Origin of the sequence: Staphylococcus sp. 191 (assembly GCF_011174885.1) — a bacterium.
Classification (GTDB): Bacteria; Bacillota; Bacilli; order Staphylococcales; family Staphylococcaceae; genus Staphylococcus; species Staphylococcus coagulans.
The window spans coordinates 16,116-31,536 of sequence record NZ_PNRJ01000002.1; the positions used below are offsets into that span (position 1 = coordinate 16,116).

Consider the following 15,421-nt stretch of genomic DNA (forward strand, 5'->3'; position numbering starts at 1 on the left):
GTTTATTTTTAAATAACAGTCAACCCAATAAAGAAAGAATCGCATGGCTTCAAATCAAATTTTTCTTGCATATATCTTTTATTTTACTCCGTGCCCCCTTTTTATTTCAATGAACGTTCTGTTAGAAACGATACTCTCCTTAAAATTGTCGATATTATTGTTCAAACTAAAAAATCGACATAGACATATATTCAGCGAAATCAAATGCCCGCCTTGTAAACAGTGAACAAATCTTCATTTCGATTCATGAGGGTCAATACACGGTCCAATTTTTCCTCATTATCTTTTTTCATAGTTCATTAAGACAAATGCACAATAAAAAAGGCGGGAGAACGACATTGAATCGTTTTCCCACCTTTCCATATTTAACTATAAACCTAGATTTTCTTTGTACATTTGTGCTAATGATTGTTTTTGACCATCATCAGGCACGAAGTAATAAAGTCCATCACTTTGGATACCACCTGAACCATCGAGTTGATGACGTTTCACATGGTCATTGGCATCGCTATATTGACTTCGAATTTGATTTAATTCTCCAATCGTTAAATCTGTTTTAACATTTTTACTTATTTGATCCATCAATGAATTAAAATTAGTGATAGATGAAACACTTGTCAGTTTATCCGCAATACCTTGTAAAACAAGTTGTTGGCGCTCTTGTCGACCGAAATCTCCACCAGCACCTTCTTCTTTACGGCTTCTTATGAAAGCCATCGCAGTTTCTCCATTTAAATGAACTTTCTGACCTTTTGTAAAAGAATGGCCTTCTGCTGTGAAAGTGGCATTGCTTACGACATTAATGCCATCAAGTGTATCTATCATATCTTTCAAGCCGTCCATGTCTACTGTCGCATAATGGTCAATCGGCACATTCATAAGTTTTTCTAAAGACTTAACCGCCATATTGGGACCACCATAAGCGTATGCGTGATTAATCTTTTCAGTGGTTCCTCTTCCTACAATTTCAGCTTGCGTATCACGAGGAATACTAATCAATTGCGTTGTTTTCTTACTTGGATTTACAGAAAGTAACATAATCGTATCGCTTCTTTTACCAATTCCCTCGGTTTCACGTTTAGCATCTGAGTCTACACCAAATAATGCGATAGAGAAAGGCTCTCCCTTACTTAAATCTACTTTACCTGAACGTAACTCTGAATGATTTCTATCTAATGGATTGTGAATGGCGCCACCTACTGCAAATATTTTAAACGCAAGATAGGCAATGGCTATGATGGCTAATACGAAGAGAATTCCAACAAACCAAAGCACCCCCTTCATAATTGGGTTCATGCGTTTTTTAGCTCGTCTATATTCCAAATAATCACTTCTTTCTCGTTTATAATGGTCAATTCTGCTTTAAATTTAGTAATATCATATAGCATTGTATCTCAAATCGAGTGACTATCAATCGGGCTTTAGACGCAACTATGATTTTTTGTAACCGCCGTCACTATTCAAAATATTTAAAACCGCATCGTAGCATCCAGGATTACTAATAATATATGGACCACCTGTTGTAAAATCAATCGGCTGACGATTAAAATCTGTCATTTTCAGTCCTAACACTTCAGCAAACAAAAACTGTGCACCAATATCCCATGGTTTGGCATTTGTATGTATATGGGCGCCGAATTGTCCCATAATGACTCGGGCTGAATCTAAACCACAAGAACCAATGAGACGATAACCAAATGATTCATTTAATAGTTGCTGAATTGTAGGTTCATTTAAAACCTTGTTATTAAATGAAAGGATGGTGTCTTCGATAGCCATTGACGTAGGTAGCTCAATTTTTTCTTCATTTAAATAGGCACCCTCCCCTTTGATAGCACGATAGAGCTTTTCTCTAGGGTAATCATATATATAAGATAATTGTGGTATACCATCGACAAAATAACCTATAATCATACAAAAATCATCTTGTTGCTTGACTAAGTTGGCCGTTCCATCAATGGGGTCAATCAACCACGTATGTCCTTCTTTTAATCGTTCAGTTTGATGGTGGGCTTCTTCACCATATAATTGATGGTCCGGAAATTGAGATTTCAAAAACTGTTCGAAACGTGATTCGATTGTGCAATCTACATTCGTAACTAAATCAAAACGGTTGGATTTCGTATTCGTTTTCATATGTTGTATCAGTTGTGGAAGTTCACGCCGCATTTCAGAAATCCATATCTGTACTTGCTGATCTATTTCTCGCAATGTCTTTATCGTCGACATGATGAATCACTCCTTTTCAAAGTCATCTTCATTATACATAATGTCGCTTTAATGAAACAGTTAAATACGAAAAGAAAACCGGTTGGATTTAACCAACCGGCATAGAAAGGAAAGTAAGTAATAAATATTGAAGATGTTAAACTAGAATAAGTACAACCTATCATTTTCAAACTTTACTATCAATCACGATAGCTACCCCTTTTTGAATATGCTGTGTACCATCCCCCTGTAGCTAAATACAATATAACATATCCACAAACAAAATGTAAGCGTTTTCTACAAGTTTTTTATTATTTTTATTTACAAATATCACTTTTGTAGTCGTATTGCTCAAAATATGCGTTGCGCTATATTTAGCTTATAATTATGATATAATATTAATAACTATGGTAGGTTGATTGGAGTGATTTTTTATGAATAAAGAAACACGACAAAATAAACTAATAGCATTAATACAGCAACAGCAACACATGACTGCACAAGAACTCGCAAAAGCACTAAATGTTTCAAAACGTACGATTCTACGTGATATGCATGAACTCGAAAAAAATGGGGTTCAAATTTTAGCACGTGCAGGTAAACACGGCGGCTACCAATTACAATCTAAACAACAACAACATCACTTAGAAATTAATGATCATGAACTTCATGCGCTTTATATGATTTTAAGAGAAAGCCAGTCTCAATCTATATTGCCTTATTCAAAAGAAACATCAGCACTCATCCAAAAGATTTTACGTCAACCTAATACAACAATTCGACGTTCATTACGCCAACTTGATGAATATATTTTATATGAATCTCCTCCAATAGATAAAAATCCGCCCCACTTTGATGACATTCTAATTTATTGTCAAGAACGTAAAGTAATGGGGGTTGATTATAAAGTCGACACATATGGCCAACATCATTTTGAGAATGTCATCTTTATTGGTTTAATCGCGCAACGCCATCGCTGGCAAGCTGTGGTGTATCATATTGGTGGCGGCTACACACGTTATATTGATTTATCAACGATTGAAGATATTTCTTATTCATTCCATAAATCAATTAAAACAAACGATATTACACTCAAAAATTATGATCAATATTTAAATAAAAACAACGTACAATAAAAACCAATGTTTCTAAACTGGAAACATTGGTTTTTTACAAATTTACAAGATGTCGTCATCCTATGAGTAGTTCACTTTTTATGTCGGCGATAACTGATTTTCATTGAGACATGAGATGCCTCAATGTGTCCCCCTTTATTTACGAATATCAATTCACAGTAAAGCTACCTCTACTAGAAAAAGCTAATCAAATTATTTAACATATGAAATGCGATAGAGACACCCAAATTACGACCACTCTTCATATATAAAAAGACAAGCGGAATTGAAATAATAAGGTAATCCACAATTTCAAAAGGAGAAGCTGCACCAGTCACGTGACTTGCTGCAAATAGAATCACTGAAACAACCGCCATCACATTAAAATTAAGCTTCTTACCTAACTCACCAATTAAAAGATGTCTAAAGAATATTTCTTCAAATATAGGCCCTACTATTACAATCAACAAAAAGTTAAAGGGCAAAAGTGCTGGAATATCCATTAATGCATCTAATGCTAGTTCATTTTGTGTCGTACCATATTGATAACGTTCGGGTATAAAACGAAATACATAACTGTAGACGTATAATAATACCAAAGTCACAATATATGTGCCCACTATCCATAATCCGTACTGTTTGACACCTTGAATACTTCTTCTGAATCGCTGTTTCATCTCTTTTCGATGTAATAAATAAAAACTCATGATCACTGTAAGGTATGCAAGTATTGAAGAAATCACTTCCGATACATCTACATAGATATCATTGAAAAATTCTTCTTTATTTATTCCAAAAAGCAATATCACCGCCAATGAAACTGTGAACCCAAAAAAGAGTGTTGTCACAAATAAAATAGGGATCAACCATAAATCTCGCCATGCGATGGCTTTCCAACTATAATTTGACATTTTGAATCCTTTCTACCGCAATCATTTTAATTTTTGCTTTACTCATATGACAATTGTATTTTTAAAATTACATTTTTATAAAAGTCATAATAAAATCATTAGCGTTATGTTATACTATATAATATTTAATGAAAGGAAGGCAACTATGATTCAAAAGGATATACCAAATAGTATGCAAGCGTTTAAAAATCTTGTAGCATTGCAAAAAATAGTTTTGAATTTTGACCTTGTCTATCAAAAAGATTTAGACGAAGCTAACGTCTTATTAACAACTCTTCAAAATAAAGTAACACGCTTATTTGAAAGCCTTCCTCATCCTGATGATATCATCTTACCGACAACATATAGTTATGAGATATATTATGCATGTTTACACAATCTCTATCATAATCCACTCGTTCTTATCGATTTTGGCAGTCAAAGACGCGTTAATAACGGTTACCTCCACGTGATTAATCAAGCCGCAGCCCATTTTAATATCTCACATTGTGATTACTAACCCCATTAAAAAAAGAAGCGAGACCTTTTAAAGGAACTCACTTCTATACAAGAACTCAGTATGGATACCGAGTTGAACATTTGATTATAATATCTATCTCACTCTTACAATTTTAATTCTTCTTTATCGCGTTTATGATAACCGCGTAAAAAGAAAAATACAGCCATAAATCCTAAGAACAAGAAACCGATAATCACAGATACACGTGTTTCATCATTAATTACCATACCTACTAATACCATTAATAAGAATACGATTGTCAAATAGTTACTTACAGGTGCGAACGGCATTTTAAAAGGATGATTTTCGATTTTTTCTGGATATTTCTTTCTAAATTGTATATGGCTCAATAAAATCATAAACCATGGAATCATACCTGGTAAGATTGAAGCACTATAAACATATACAAAAATACTTTCTGATCCTTCAATAATCATAGGCAATACAACATTTAAAATGACACCGATGAGTATCCCCGTAGAAACGGCTAATACCGTGTAGAAAGGCACACCATTTCTCATAACTTTTGTAAAAATCGCTGGTAGTTGTCGATGTTGTGCAAGTGTAAAAATCATTCGACTTGAGCTAAAAATACCTGAATTACATCCTGACATCGCAGCCGTAATAACGACAAAGTTGATTAACCCTGCTGCAATTGTAATCCCTACTTTTGCAAATGTTGCGACAAATGGACTACCAATATCATGTAACTCGTTCCAAGGATACACAGTGACAATCACAAAAATAGCACCGATATAGAAAATTAAAATACGCCAAATGACGCCGTTGACAGCCTTTTTAATATTCTTTTGTGGATCTTTCGTTTCTCCCGCTGTAATACCGATTAATTCAACCCCTTGATAAGAACCGATAACAATTGATAATGCAAAGAAGAAACCTAACCAACCATTTGGCATAAAGCCACCGTGTGCAGTTAAATTACTTAAACCGATTGGATGTCCTCCGTTCCCTAATCCGAAGAAAATCAATCCAAATCCGGCAATAATCATTAATATAATTGTGACGATTTTAATCATAGCAAACCAAAATTCAAACTCGCCAAATGCTTTTACAGATATAGCATTCGCTAAAGTTAAAATAACAATTACAATGATACCTGGAATCCATGATGGTAATTCCGGCCACCAAAACTTCATATATTCACCGACCGCAATTACTTCAGACATACCAACTACTATCCATTGAAAGATATTCGCCCATGCAGTGACGTAACCTGCAACTGGATGTATGTAATCTGTTGCATAATTGGCAAATGATCCGGTAGATGGATCTAAATAGACCATCTCACCCATTGCACGCATAATTAAAAATAAAAATAATCCCGCAAGTAAATATGCAAAAATAACAGATGGCCCCGTCCAAGCAATTGTGCTCGAAGCACCCATAAATAATCCGACGCCAATTGTACCACCTAGCGCAATCATTTGAATCTGTCGTGAACTCAGACCTCTGTGTAACTGGTTTTCTTCCATTGCTTCCATCTCCTTTTAACCCCTACTCATAAAATGATGTTGCACCGTGCATGTCGCTATTATACTACACTTGAGATTGCTGTGGAGAAAAAATTATCACCCCATTTATCTTTGTTTTGAAGAAATATATTACTTTAAAAAATAATTCAACAAATTGAAGTTTGAAATATAACTCAATTTACAAACATATATGTTCGCATATTTTTGAATTGTAAAAGTTGTTGAAATATTGACACAACCCCTAATTGTGAATGTATTCACATTTTGTTGTGAAATGTTTATACTATGGTAGAAAATTGAAGAAAGGAATTTCTAACACATGAAAGAAACAAACATAAAATGGGATACAATCTTCTACGGTCGCAAGTGGGTGTCAAACATCATTGACACGATTCAAAAGAAAGATATTTTGCAAAGCTTTTATCTGAGGCGCTATTTATTAAGAGCTATGATGGCAGGATTTATTATTAGTATTATTGCAGTATTCGTTTTAATGGTAAAAACAACTTTTGCACCCGATGTCGCACCTGGTGTAGTCAATATGGCAGGTGCCATTACCTTTAGTTTCGCCCTTGTTTTAATTCTATTTACAAATTCTGAGTTATTAACGAGTAATTTTATGTATTTTACAGTTGGTCTGTATTACCGTCTTATTCGACCTTCGCGTGTGTTAAAAATCTTTTTCCTTTGTTTCCTAGGAAATATTTTAGGAGCGATTGTGTTATTTGGCTTAATTTCACTGACAGATGTCATGACAGTTGAAATGCTTGAAATGCTCAATCATACGGTTCAAGTTAAATCCATTCAATACAGTTTTCAAAACATTTTGGTTCGTGCTATTTTCGCCAACTTTTTTATTAATATATCACTTGTCATTGCAATGCAAATTGAAGATGTTATGGCTAAAATGTTTGTCATGATGTTTGGTGTAACGATTTTCGCTTTTATGGGTTACGAACACGTTGTTTACAATGCGTGTCTTTTCGTTGCTAGCTTTATTTATCAAACAGAGGCATTTCATATTTTTCATGTATTAAAAAACTTAGTTGCTGCCTTTATCGGTAATTATATCGGCGGTGGTTTGATTATTGGACTATTCTATGCCTATTTAAATGATCATGGCCAATTTAAAGTGATTAAAAATCAACAAGTGAATGACAATATCAAATAAAGGAAGCTATAATCCTAGTCTCACAACTGGTTTCAATACTTTAATCCATTCGTGTCGTGTAACATATCAGTGATATTGATTTTATCTCTTAAAACGTGAGTCACCCCCTTGACTCGAACAATACTGAATGGCCTTCAAGCGAGCCGACGTTCAAAACTTTTCGTGTTATAATGGTATCAATTCATTGCACAAGGAGTTAGATTATGAATAAAGCACGCATCATCAAGGGACTGATTATCGCTTTACTTTTAGGCGTTTTTTTCTTTGTCATCAATGTAAATCAATATGGCGTTTCGCCCATAGCATTAGCAACTAAATCTATCATGGTTGCTGTCGTATTCGCAGTCTTATATATTTTGACATTCAGTATTTTAAGTTCAGATGAACGAAAACAACTTTTTGGTCCTCCTTTACTGATTGGGCTCATTATTGGACTCTTAGCAGGCATTCTTTTTAATCAGCCGCTCATTGGCTGTTTGACAGGTATTGTGTTGGGTATTGCGGTTGGATGGATTCGTTATCGTATGCAAAGGAGAGATTGAGATGTCGACACAAACGATTGGATTTATTATTATTGGCATTTTGCTATTGAGCTTTGTACCAAATGTATACATGCTTTACAAAACATCTAAAGAAGGTAATCCAAATACACGTTACCAATTAATGGTCGGTGTGGACGCTATACTATTAGTATTAATTATTACAGCTATCATTTTATTGACTTAACGCTTTAGTTGGACACTGTTTGAAACGCTTCAAAACAGAAAATAAAATGACAACAACAATAATTTTAATATCATCGCATATTATTAAACCCGAGCTTTTCATCAAATCATGAAAGGCTCGGGTTCACATATAACTGAGCCATTTGACTCAGATTGTTTTAAAATCATTATTAAATTTTCCCTTGTAAAAAGAAATAGTAGATTACAGCGGCAAATACAGCATAAATAATAAGACCGACGATGCCTGAAAGCACATGAATACGCATCGGAATATGCTTTTGAAAACGTGGTGCAAGTACCAAGTTACCTACTAAAATAATGAGTGGTCCAACTATAAAAAACAAAATTCCCTCTAAACTCATACTTTACACTCCTGTATCGCTATCGTTTTAGCACGATATCAATGTGCGTTCTTATCTTACCATGCTATTGTTTCTTAGCCTATATCGTTTAACTAAAAAACGAGCCGCCCTTATTTTCTTAAGAGACGACAGGTAAAACGATAAAGGAAATGATTCCCATGATAACGATGGACAAAGGAAACACAAGAGACTGAATCAAATGTACTTTTGCTGGTGGTAAAGCTGCTCTAAGCAACCATGACTCAATCGCAAAATTGATCACTGTTAATGTCACTGTCATTGATAAGACCAACACGAAGCCATTTTGAAACTGAGCAATAAACCCAACAGATAATAACAACATCATTAATAATACAGTGAGCGTTATAAAATAATTTTGAAGGACTTTGGCCATCGTTTCACAACCTTTCCTAGCACTACTTTTCGATATATTCAAATCATATTTTCGCACAACCTAACAAAAAAGTAAAATATACTTTACTAAAGTTATTGCTAAGCTAAAAAAGTTTTGCTCTGATCCGTTGAATTGTTGGATATCTTTTTTATAGTTGATACAAGGCTTTAACCCGATTTATAACTCCAAATCTTCCTTTGTTCTTGCCGCCCAATAACGTGCAAGTAATGGGCCCGTGACTAAATGAATAAAACTAAATACCGCTCCTGGTACTGCAGCTAATGGATTAAAATGAACCGTTGCAAGTGAGGCAGCTAATCCAGAATTTTGCATCCCGACTTCTATTGCTACAGTCTTTTTATCTTTATAATTAAGTTTAAAAAGATGTGCTAAAACATAACCAATTGTATAACCGAGCACATTATGTAAGATGACGACAACAAAAATAAGTAGCCCTGTTTCCACAATCAGAGCTTTACTAGAAGCAACAACCGCACCTAAAATAATAGAGATCGCAACAACAGAAATAAGAGGTAAAATGTCAGTCCCTACGTGTGCAACACGCTTCATATATTTTTGAATAAGAATACCTAAAAGCAATGGGAATAAGACAACTTTTACAACTGAAAGAAACATTGCAAGTAATGAAACATTCATCCATTCTCGAGCAAGTAGAAACATAAGAACAGGGGTTAAAATAGCCGCTAAAATTGTTGAGATTGAAGTAATCGTAACGGATAACGACACATTGCCTTTAGCAAGATAACTGACAACATTGCTCGATGTTCCTCCCGGACAACAGCCGACGAGTAACACACCGATGGCGATATCTGCGGGTAGATGAAATAATTTTACAACGGCGTATGCAGCAAATGGCATAATTGTGTATTGTAAAAAAACACCGATAATCACGGGCTTAGGCTCTTTTAAAATGAGCTTAAAGTCATCCAGACTAACGGTCAATCCCATCCCTAACATAACAACACCTAATAAATAAGGAATGATGCCTCCAAAACCTATAAAAATACTGGGAACAAAAAATGCGAGTAGACTTGCCAGTAACATCCAAAATAAAAAAGTTCGAGATGCAAATTGGCCAATACGTTGTAACATAGGCTTCACTCCTTAATTGTTTTAATAATCTGAATATTAGCATAATTATAGATGGTCTACAACCTCTTTTTTACACTTATTCAACTAAAACAACCATTCAATATCGTCCCACACATTTTATTTTTACATCTATAGTCTTACTGATTTCAAAAATTTATCATGCTACAATAGATGTAAGAAAAATTTAAATGAGGAATTGCAATGATAATTGATAAACTAGAAACTTTTATTTTAAATATAGATCAAATGAACCATCGTATGGCACGACATAAATTGTTGAAATTATTACGCCAAGTTAACCTCCAGGTTGTTATTCATGCTGAATGGACTAAACATCAACAAAAGCACATGCTTAAGATTCAAATTCCTAAGCGTGCGCTTCCTTATGTCATCAGTTTTATCAGCTTTCACCATTATCGTATCTATCAAATCGTACCTTTGTCATTACTTGAATCAATGGAGCCACTTCAAATCCGACCTCGTGAAGAAAATCGATTTGAAATACAAATTGATGGATTGAATGATCCTTTTATTAAAGATAAAGTCATAGATATTTTAAATGTTTTTCAAAACAAGCGTATTCACTATAGTTTTGCAAAAGACAAATTGAAAGTCACAACAACGCCAGAAATACTATGTCAACTCATTGCTACGTTAGCAACGCGTCATATTGATATTTGTCAAGCAAGTGCGCCTGCTCGTTGTTATCGTCAATCGCGTATTTCATAGAGCGATACAATTCTATGTCCTCAATATAGACCTACGCACATTAAACATTTGTTCATAATTTTAGGCGGGGCAAAAATTGATTTCCGCCCCGCCTCGTTTAGACTAGCTCGAATTGTGCACCCCGGAATGTTGACCGATGCATATTTCGAGCATTTTTAGTTATCTTAATTTTAGTTTCTTTTGTTAATGACGCAACATAGCTCCCAAACCATAAAATAGGCGCGTTCTAATTTACATCTTGCTGCGCTTCTAGTTCTTGTTGTAACGTATCAAACATTAATTCAAAACCATGTGCCGTATGATCGTGATAAGCTTTTTTCTTCTGTTTGTATTCTAAGTTTGTCAATCGTCTTTCTTTAGGTACTAGGCCTTTATAATAAAACGTCATCTGCGTAATACCTGGACTTCTTTCTTCAAAGTAAACTTCAATTTCATCCGCTTCATCGCTAAACTCGGGCATTTGAATCGTTTGAATGATATGGGTATCTTCAACTAATGTTTGATAAACGCCTTCAATCTCCAAGCGTTTGCCTTGACGTTGATCAACTATTCTATAAGTGCCGCCCTCTATTGGATGATTTTCTAATTCTTGATTCGTACGACGTGAAGTCATAAACCATTCTTTCAATTGCTCTGGCTCCAACCATGCACGATACGCGCTTGTTGGTGTCGTCTTCATGAGACGTACAAGTTTTATTTCAACCCATTCATTTTGCATATGCTTCACTTCCATTCTCCATACTTTTCCCGATGAACTCCATCATGTTTATTGTAACTTAAATCCATACACATACCGAATAAATTGAACATCTCACAACCTATTTTGCTAGACTATTCCTAAACGTTTTTTCAAATTTATATTAAGAGAGATGTCACTATTTTTTGCGTTCTAGTCTTGGAAGGTTAAAAATGATAGCCACCACACCACATAAAGCAAGCATAATCGGATAAATAGAATAAGGTAATAACATGACGGGCGATATACTCGCGACACCCGCTGCCGCAATCAACTGTGGACTGTACGGTACAAATCCTTGAAACGCACTGCCAAAAATATCCAAAATACTTGCCGATTTACGTGCATCAATTTGATACTCATCCGCTATATCTTTTGCTAGGGGACCTGCCATAATAATGGAAATCGTATTGTTTGCAGTTGAGATATCTGCAATACTCACTAATCCAGCAATACCAAATTCGGCGCCACGTCTAGACTTAACACGACTTTTAACAAAGTTTAATAGCCAAGTAATACCTCCGTGGTGCTCAACAAGGCCAATCATACCACCAATCAATAAGGCAATCATAGCAATATCTTGCATACCTATAATTCCTTCCGATATCACTTTTAATAAACCTGAAAAACTAAATGCATGATCAATAAGCCCTATGACACCTGCAAGTGCAACGCCACCTAATAATACTAATATGACATTCACACCGATAATCGCAAGAATCAATACAAGCAAATAAGGAATCACTTTAAACCATTCGTAATCATATGTTTTTGTATGATCAATTTGGTAGCCCATTGTGAGCCACCAGAGTAATACAATGGTAATCAGTGCACCTGGCACTACAATTCTAAAGTTCACTTTAAACTTATCACTCATTTGCGTTTTTTGTGTGCGAACGGCAGCTATTGTCGTATCAGAAATCATAGACAAGTTATCTCCGAACATCGCGCCGCCAACAACTGTCGCCATTGCTAACGCTGCTGGAATTTCGGTAGCTTGGCTAATCCCAAAACCGACTGGCGCAATCGCAGCCACTGTCCCAACAGATGTCCCCATTGAAATAGAGATAAACATACAAATGATAAATAGACCGACTATCAAATAATTTTGTGGAATTAATGACAAACCTAGATTCACTATTGAGGTCACACCACCCATAGCTTGGGCTGTCTTTGAAAACGCACCTGCAAGTATAAAGATAAACATCATTAAAATAATATTAGGATGACCTGCTTTTTGAGCAAACACTTCAACTTTAGTGGTGAACTTCTCTTGACGATTCATCATAAGTGCAACAACGACGCCAATAATTGCGGCAACATTTAACGGCATAAAGGTAAAATCCTTCGTAATGATACCGGCACCTAAAAAAATACTTATAAATACAACGAGCGGTGTTAATGCCCACGGATTATTTTGATCTCGATATTGTTTAGACATTTTGAAACTCCTTATTTATAAAAAGTATAGTCCCCTTTTTTTCAATTTCATCAACAGAATAAAACTTTCCTTATATCAAAATCATTCATTGTTTATCTGTCCTTTTAAACATCCCTTTAAAAATAACCTTAAAAGTCAACTTTTTATATGCGTATTGATTTAAAATTGAATTTTACTGTTAAACAATACATGAAATCTAATTTAACGTCAATGTCAACTTGAAGCCTCCCAAATCTCTTGAATTAAAGCCACAAAATAAGCTGGTACTTTTTCTAAAATGGCTTCATTAGGATTGTATTGTGCATGGTGAAGCGGATATGGACTTTCAGAACCTATCATCGCAAAGTGAACTGGCGCGACATCTTGATAACCTGAAAAATCTTCCCCAATCGTTAAGGCACGAGGTAAAACGTTAGCTTGATAGCCTACATGTTCTGCACTTTTTAATGCCATTTGTTGTAAAGTATCATCATTAAATACCGCACCTGCTAAACGTTGGTAATCTAAATCAACTTGAGCATCAAATTGGAGCGCGAGTCCTTCACAAATTTGAGTCATACGAGCTTCAACCTGGTCTCTAACATCCTTTTTAAAACTTCGAATTGTGCCCTCTATCATAGCGTCTTGTGGAATGACATTCCAAGTGTGGCCGCTATGCACTTGCCCGATAGTTACAACCGCTTCATCATGTGGTGCAATGTTTCGACTGACGATCGTTTGCAAACTCGAAATGAGCTGACTCAATATCACGTGTGGATCTTTCGCATTGTGTGGCATCGCGGCATGTGCACCTATGCCATGGATTCGAATAATGAAACGATCCACATTCGAAGTCATAAATCCTGTTTTAGCACGCCATTCACCCACTTTTAATGTTGGATCATTGTGGAACCCTAAAATTGCCTTCGCACCATCTAGCACGCCCGTTTTGACCACTTCAAAAGCCCCTTTACTAATTTCTTCTGCGGCTTGAAAAATTATACGGACACGGCTTTTCAACTGCGCTTCCTGTTCTTTCAATTGAATGGCTGTAGCTAATATGGCAGCCATATGAATATCGTGGCCACAAGCGTGCATCACACCTTTGTTTTCAGAACGAAATTTTAATGCGGTTTGTTCTTCAATAGGTAAAGCATCAATGTCAGAACGAATGACGATAAATTCTTCCCCTTGACCGATTTCAGCAACTAACCCTGTTGAAATCGGCGTATTTAATATTTGTATATCATAAAGTGTTAAAATTTCACGAATCCGCTGCGTTGTCTCGTATTCTTGATTGGATAATTCTGGATTATGATGAAAGGCTCTTCGCCATTCAATGAGTTGGTTCAGTTCAACTGGCATCATTGCCACGTCCTTTCATATCATTTTTAAATCGTTTTACAAGGTAAAATATAAGCGTTCCTATCAATACCCCTAATGCTAATTGATGTGTTCCTATAATCAATAAGAATGTAATGCAAATGGTACCAAATTCGATCCAGCGTTTTTCTCTTATATAATCCAACGTTTGTTTTTCAAACGTCCCCATCGCAATACGCATCAATACGATTGCTAAAACAACAAGTGGAATACGGCCGACAATCGGTCCTAAAAACATGAGAAATAGCAATAACATCACGCCTGTCGTAAAAGTCGATAAACGGGAAGTTGCGCCAAGTTGGTAGTTATACTTGGACTGTCCGACAAGCGCACTGCCCCCGATACCACCAAGTAAACCGACAAGCGCATTCGTTAACCCTTGGCCAAAGGATTCCTTATTGATACTACTTTGATTATCGGTGAAGTTATCCATCATTTGTACAGTCAAACTTGTTTGAATCGTCGCAACTACAGCAAGCATTAATCCAAATAACCCAACTTCAAATAAGGTCATCCACTGTAACGGTACATCTGGAAACCCGATTGATGGCATTTCAAAATGGAGCTTGGCTAAATCTTTCACATACTTTAAATCTAAGTTGAAATATTCCGCAATAAGTGAGAAAAATAGAATTGTAACCAAAGCGGCAGGAACACGTTCAGTAATGTGTGGTAGCCAAAATAACATACACAAACTTCCTAAAGTGATGATATTTGTCAAAGCCGACTGACCTACAACATACTTAAGCTGAGAAGTGAGTAGAAGATAGCCAAGTGCATTCATAAAGCCAATGACCACTGGTGCTGGAATTTTATAAATCATTTTTTCTACATTACAAAATGCAAACAGTATTTGAAAGAGCCCCATGACGATCATCGTCGCAATAAGCATTGCTATACCGTAACGCTCATTAATCAATACAGCAACAATTGACACACCACTACTCGGGGCTGATACCATCAAGCGGCGCGCGCCAAGAAAACTAATTAGCATCATCATCAACGCAGAACTCAACAACCCGATTGTTGGACTGACACCGGCGATAAAAGAAAAAGCAATGGCACCCGGTATCATCGCAAGCGCAACGAGCATACCTGCACTGATATTTTGGGCGACGCTGCCTCGCCAACTATTTAAATAGGCCAATACATCTCCCCTCAT

17 protein-coding genes are annotated in these 15,421 nt (G+C 35.8%); 6 read left to right on the forward strand and 11 right to left on the reverse strand.

Features of this window, described 5'->3' with window-relative positions; genetic code table 11:
* Nucleotides 1-369: 369 nt before the first annotated feature.
* Nucleotides 370-1,296 carry an LCP family glycopolymer transferase gene (locus tag C1H58_RS02100; protein WP_165545296.1) on the reverse strand — a complete coding sequence of 309 codons (927 nt, stop codon included), beginning with the start codon at nt 1,294-1,296 and terminating at the stop codon, nt 370-372.
* 135 nt (nt 1,297-1,431) lie between these two features.
* A complete protein-coding gene (locus C1H58_RS02105) occupies nt 1,432-2,229 on the reverse strand; it encodes an inositol monophosphatase family protein (RefSeq protein ID WP_165545166.1) in 798 nt (265 codons plus the stop codon).
* 413 nt (nt 2,230-2,642) lie between these two features.
* Here C1H58_RS02105 and C1H58_RS02110 point away from each other — a divergent pair, with 413 nt between their 5' ends.
* Nucleotides 2,643-3,344: a helix-turn-helix transcriptional regulator gene (locus C1H58_RS02110; RefSeq protein WP_165545167.1), complete on the forward strand. Its 702-nt coding sequence runs from the start codon at nt 2,643-2,645 to the stop codon at nt 3,342-3,344.
* A 173-nt stretch (nt 3,345-3,517) separates the two neighbouring features.
* Here C1H58_RS02110 and C1H58_RS02115 read toward each other — a convergent pair whose 3' ends face one another.
* Nucleotides 3,518-4,234: a CPBP family intramembrane glutamic endopeptidase gene (locus C1H58_RS02115; protein WP_165545168.1), complete on the reverse strand. Its 717-nt coding sequence runs from the start codon at nt 4,232-4,234 to the stop codon at nt 3,518-3,520.
* A 145-nt stretch (nt 4,235-4,379) separates the two neighbouring features.
* On the opposite strand from C1H58_RS02115, the gene C1H58_RS02120 reads away from it, so the two are divergent.
* Nucleotides 4,380-4,733 (forward strand): hypothetical protein, encoded by a 354-nt coding sequence (locus tag C1H58_RS02120; protein ID WP_165545169.1) that lies wholly within the window; start codon nt 4,380-4,382, stop codon nt 4,731-4,733.
* Nucleotides 4,734-4,837: 104 nt separating this feature from the next.
* Here the strand turns inward: C1H58_RS02120 and C1H58_RS02125 are convergent, their stop codons facing one another.
* A complete protein-coding gene (locus tag C1H58_RS02125) occupies nt 4,838-6,226 on the reverse strand; it encodes an amino acid permease (RefSeq protein ID WP_165545297.1) in 1,389 nt (462 codons plus the stop codon).
* Between the two features lie 319 nt (nt 6,227-6,545).
* On the opposite strand from C1H58_RS02125, the gene C1H58_RS02130 reads away from it, so the two are divergent.
* From C1H58_RS02130 to C1H58_RS02140, 3 genes are all read left to right on the forward strand, one after another.
* Nucleotides 6,546-7,397, forward strand: coding sequence for a formate/nitrite transporter family protein (locus C1H58_RS02130; protein WP_165545170.1), 852 nt, complete (start codon nt 6,546-6,548; stop codon nt 7,395-7,397).
* Nucleotides 7,398-7,600: 203 nt separating this feature from the next.
* Nucleotides 7,601-7,939 (forward strand): hypothetical protein, encoded by a 339-nt coding sequence (locus tag C1H58_RS02135; RefSeq protein ID WP_165545171.1) that lies wholly within the window; start codon nt 7,601-7,603, stop codon nt 7,937-7,939.
* Nucleotide 7,940: 1 nt separating this feature from the next.
* Nucleotides 7,941-8,123, forward strand: coding sequence for a hypothetical protein (locus tag C1H58_RS02140; RefSeq protein WP_050330143.1), 183 nt, complete (start codon nt 7,941-7,943; stop codon nt 8,121-8,123).
* Between the two features lie 169 nt (nt 8,124-8,292).
* Here the strand turns inward: C1H58_RS02140 and C1H58_RS02145 are convergent, their stop codons facing one another.
* From C1H58_RS02145 to C1H58_RS02155, 3 genes are all read right to left on the reverse strand, one after another.
* Nucleotides 8,293-8,484, reverse strand: coding sequence for a hypothetical protein (locus C1H58_RS02145; RefSeq protein WP_165545172.1), 192 nt, complete (start codon nt 8,482-8,484; stop codon nt 8,293-8,295).
* A 118-nt stretch (nt 8,485-8,602) separates the two neighbouring features.
* Nucleotides 8,603-8,878, reverse strand: coding sequence for a hypothetical protein (locus tag C1H58_RS02150; protein WP_165545173.1), 276 nt, complete (start codon nt 8,876-8,878; stop codon nt 8,603-8,605).
* A gap of 177 nt (nt 8,879-9,055) precedes the next feature.
* A complete protein-coding gene (locus C1H58_RS02155) occupies nt 9,056-9,991 on the reverse strand; it encodes a bile acid:sodium symporter family protein (protein WP_050345270.1) in 936 nt (311 codons plus the stop codon).
* A gap of 201 nt (nt 9,992-10,192) precedes the next feature.
* Here C1H58_RS02155 and C1H58_RS02160 point away from each other — a divergent pair, with 201 nt between their 5' ends.
* Nucleotides 10,193-10,720 carry a hypothetical protein gene (locus C1H58_RS02160; RefSeq protein WP_165545174.1) on the forward strand — a complete coding sequence of 176 codons (528 nt, stop codon included), beginning with the start codon at nt 10,193-10,195 and terminating at the stop codon, nt 10,718-10,720.
* Between the two features lie 226 nt (nt 10,721-10,946).
* Here C1H58_RS02160 and C1H58_RS02165 read toward each other — a convergent pair whose 3' ends face one another.
* The 4 genes from C1H58_RS02165 to C1H58_RS02180 form a co-directional block, all read right to left on the reverse strand.
* On the reverse strand, nt 10,947-11,453 hold the full coding sequence (locus C1H58_RS02165) for an SRPBCC family protein (protein WP_082165711.1): 507 nt from the start codon (nt 11,451-11,453) through the stop codon (nt 10,947-10,949).
* 142 nt (nt 11,454-11,595) lie between these two features.
* Nucleotides 11,596-12,897 (reverse strand): Na+/H+ antiporter NhaC family protein, encoded by a 1,302-nt coding sequence (locus C1H58_RS02170; protein ID WP_165545175.1) that lies wholly within the window; start codon nt 12,895-12,897, stop codon nt 11,596-11,598.
* A 213-nt stretch (nt 12,898-13,110) separates the two neighbouring features.
* On the reverse strand, nt 13,111-14,241 hold the full coding sequence (locus C1H58_RS02175; protein ID WP_165545176.1) for an amidohydrolase: 1,131 nt from the start codon (nt 14,239-14,241) through the stop codon (nt 13,111-13,113).
* Entirely contained in the window at nt 14,231-15,421 is a 1,191-nt protein-coding gene (locus tag C1H58_RS02180) for a SulP family inorganic anion transporter (protein ID WP_060829495.1), read from the reverse strand. Before C1H58_RS02180 ends, C1H58_RS02175 begins: the two co-directional genes overlap by 11 nt.

Bases quoted from the DNA above. Each gene is read 5' to 3' on its own strand.
- C1H58_RS02100 (WP_165545296.1), bottom strand. From the start codon at position 1,296: ATGAACCCAATTATGAAGGGGGTGCTTTGGTTTGTTGGAATTCTCTTC.
- C1H58_RS02105 (WP_165545166.1), bottom strand. From the start codon at position 2,229: ATGTCGACGATAAAGACATTGCGAGAAATAGATCAGCAAGTACAGATA.
- C1H58_RS02110 (WP_165545167.1), top strand. From the start codon at position 2,643: ATGAATAAAGAAACACGACAAAATAAACTAATAGCATTAATACAGCAA.
- C1H58_RS02115 (WP_165545168.1), bottom strand. From the start codon at position 4,234: ATGTCAAATTATAGTTGGAAAGCCATCGCATGGCGAGATTTATGGTTG.
- C1H58_RS02120 (WP_165545169.1), top strand. From the start codon at position 4,380: ATGATTCAAAAGGATATACCAAATAGTATGCAAGCGTTTAAAAATCTT.
- C1H58_RS02125 (WP_165545297.1), bottom strand. From the start codon at position 6,226: ATGGAAGAAAACCAGTTACACAGAGGTCTGAGTTCACGACAGATTCAA.
- C1H58_RS02130 (WP_165545170.1), top strand. From the start codon at position 6,546: ATGAAAGAAACAAACATAAAATGGGATACAATCTTCTACGGTCGCAAG.
- C1H58_RS02135 (WP_165545171.1), top strand. From the start codon at position 7,601: ATGAATAAAGCACGCATCATCAAGGGACTGATTATCGCTTTACTTTTA.
- C1H58_RS02140 (WP_050330143.1), top strand. From the start codon at position 7,941: ATGTCGACACAAACGATTGGATTTATTATTATTGGCATTTTGCTATTG.
- C1H58_RS02145 (WP_165545172.1), bottom strand. From the start codon at position 8,484: ATGAGTTTAGAGGGAATTTTGTTTTTTATAGTTGGACCACTCATTATT.
- C1H58_RS02150 (WP_165545173.1), bottom strand. From the start codon at position 8,878: ATGGCCAAAGTCCTTCAAAATTATTTTATAACGCTCACTGTATTATTA.
- C1H58_RS02155 (WP_050345270.1), bottom strand. From the start codon at position 9,991: ATGTTACAACGTATTGGCCAATTTGCATCTCGAACTTTTTTATTTTGG.
- C1H58_RS02160 (WP_165545174.1), top strand. From the start codon at position 10,193: ATGATAATTGATAAACTAGAAACTTTTATTTTAAATATAGATCAAATG.
- C1H58_RS02165 (WP_082165711.1), bottom strand. From the start codon at position 11,453: ATGGAAGTGAAGCATATGCAAAATGAATGGGTTGAAATAAAACTTGTA.
- C1H58_RS02170 (WP_165545175.1), bottom strand. From the start codon at position 12,897: ATGTCTAAACAATATCGAGATCAAAATAATCCGTGGGCATTAACACCG.
- C1H58_RS02175 (WP_165545176.1), bottom strand. From the start codon at position 14,241: ATGCCAGTTGAACTGAACCAACTCATTGAATGGCGAAGAGCCTTTCAT.
- C1H58_RS02180 (WP_060829495.1), bottom strand. From the start codon at position 15,421: ATGAGGGGAGATGTATTGGCCTATTTAAATAGTTGGCGAGGCAGCGTC.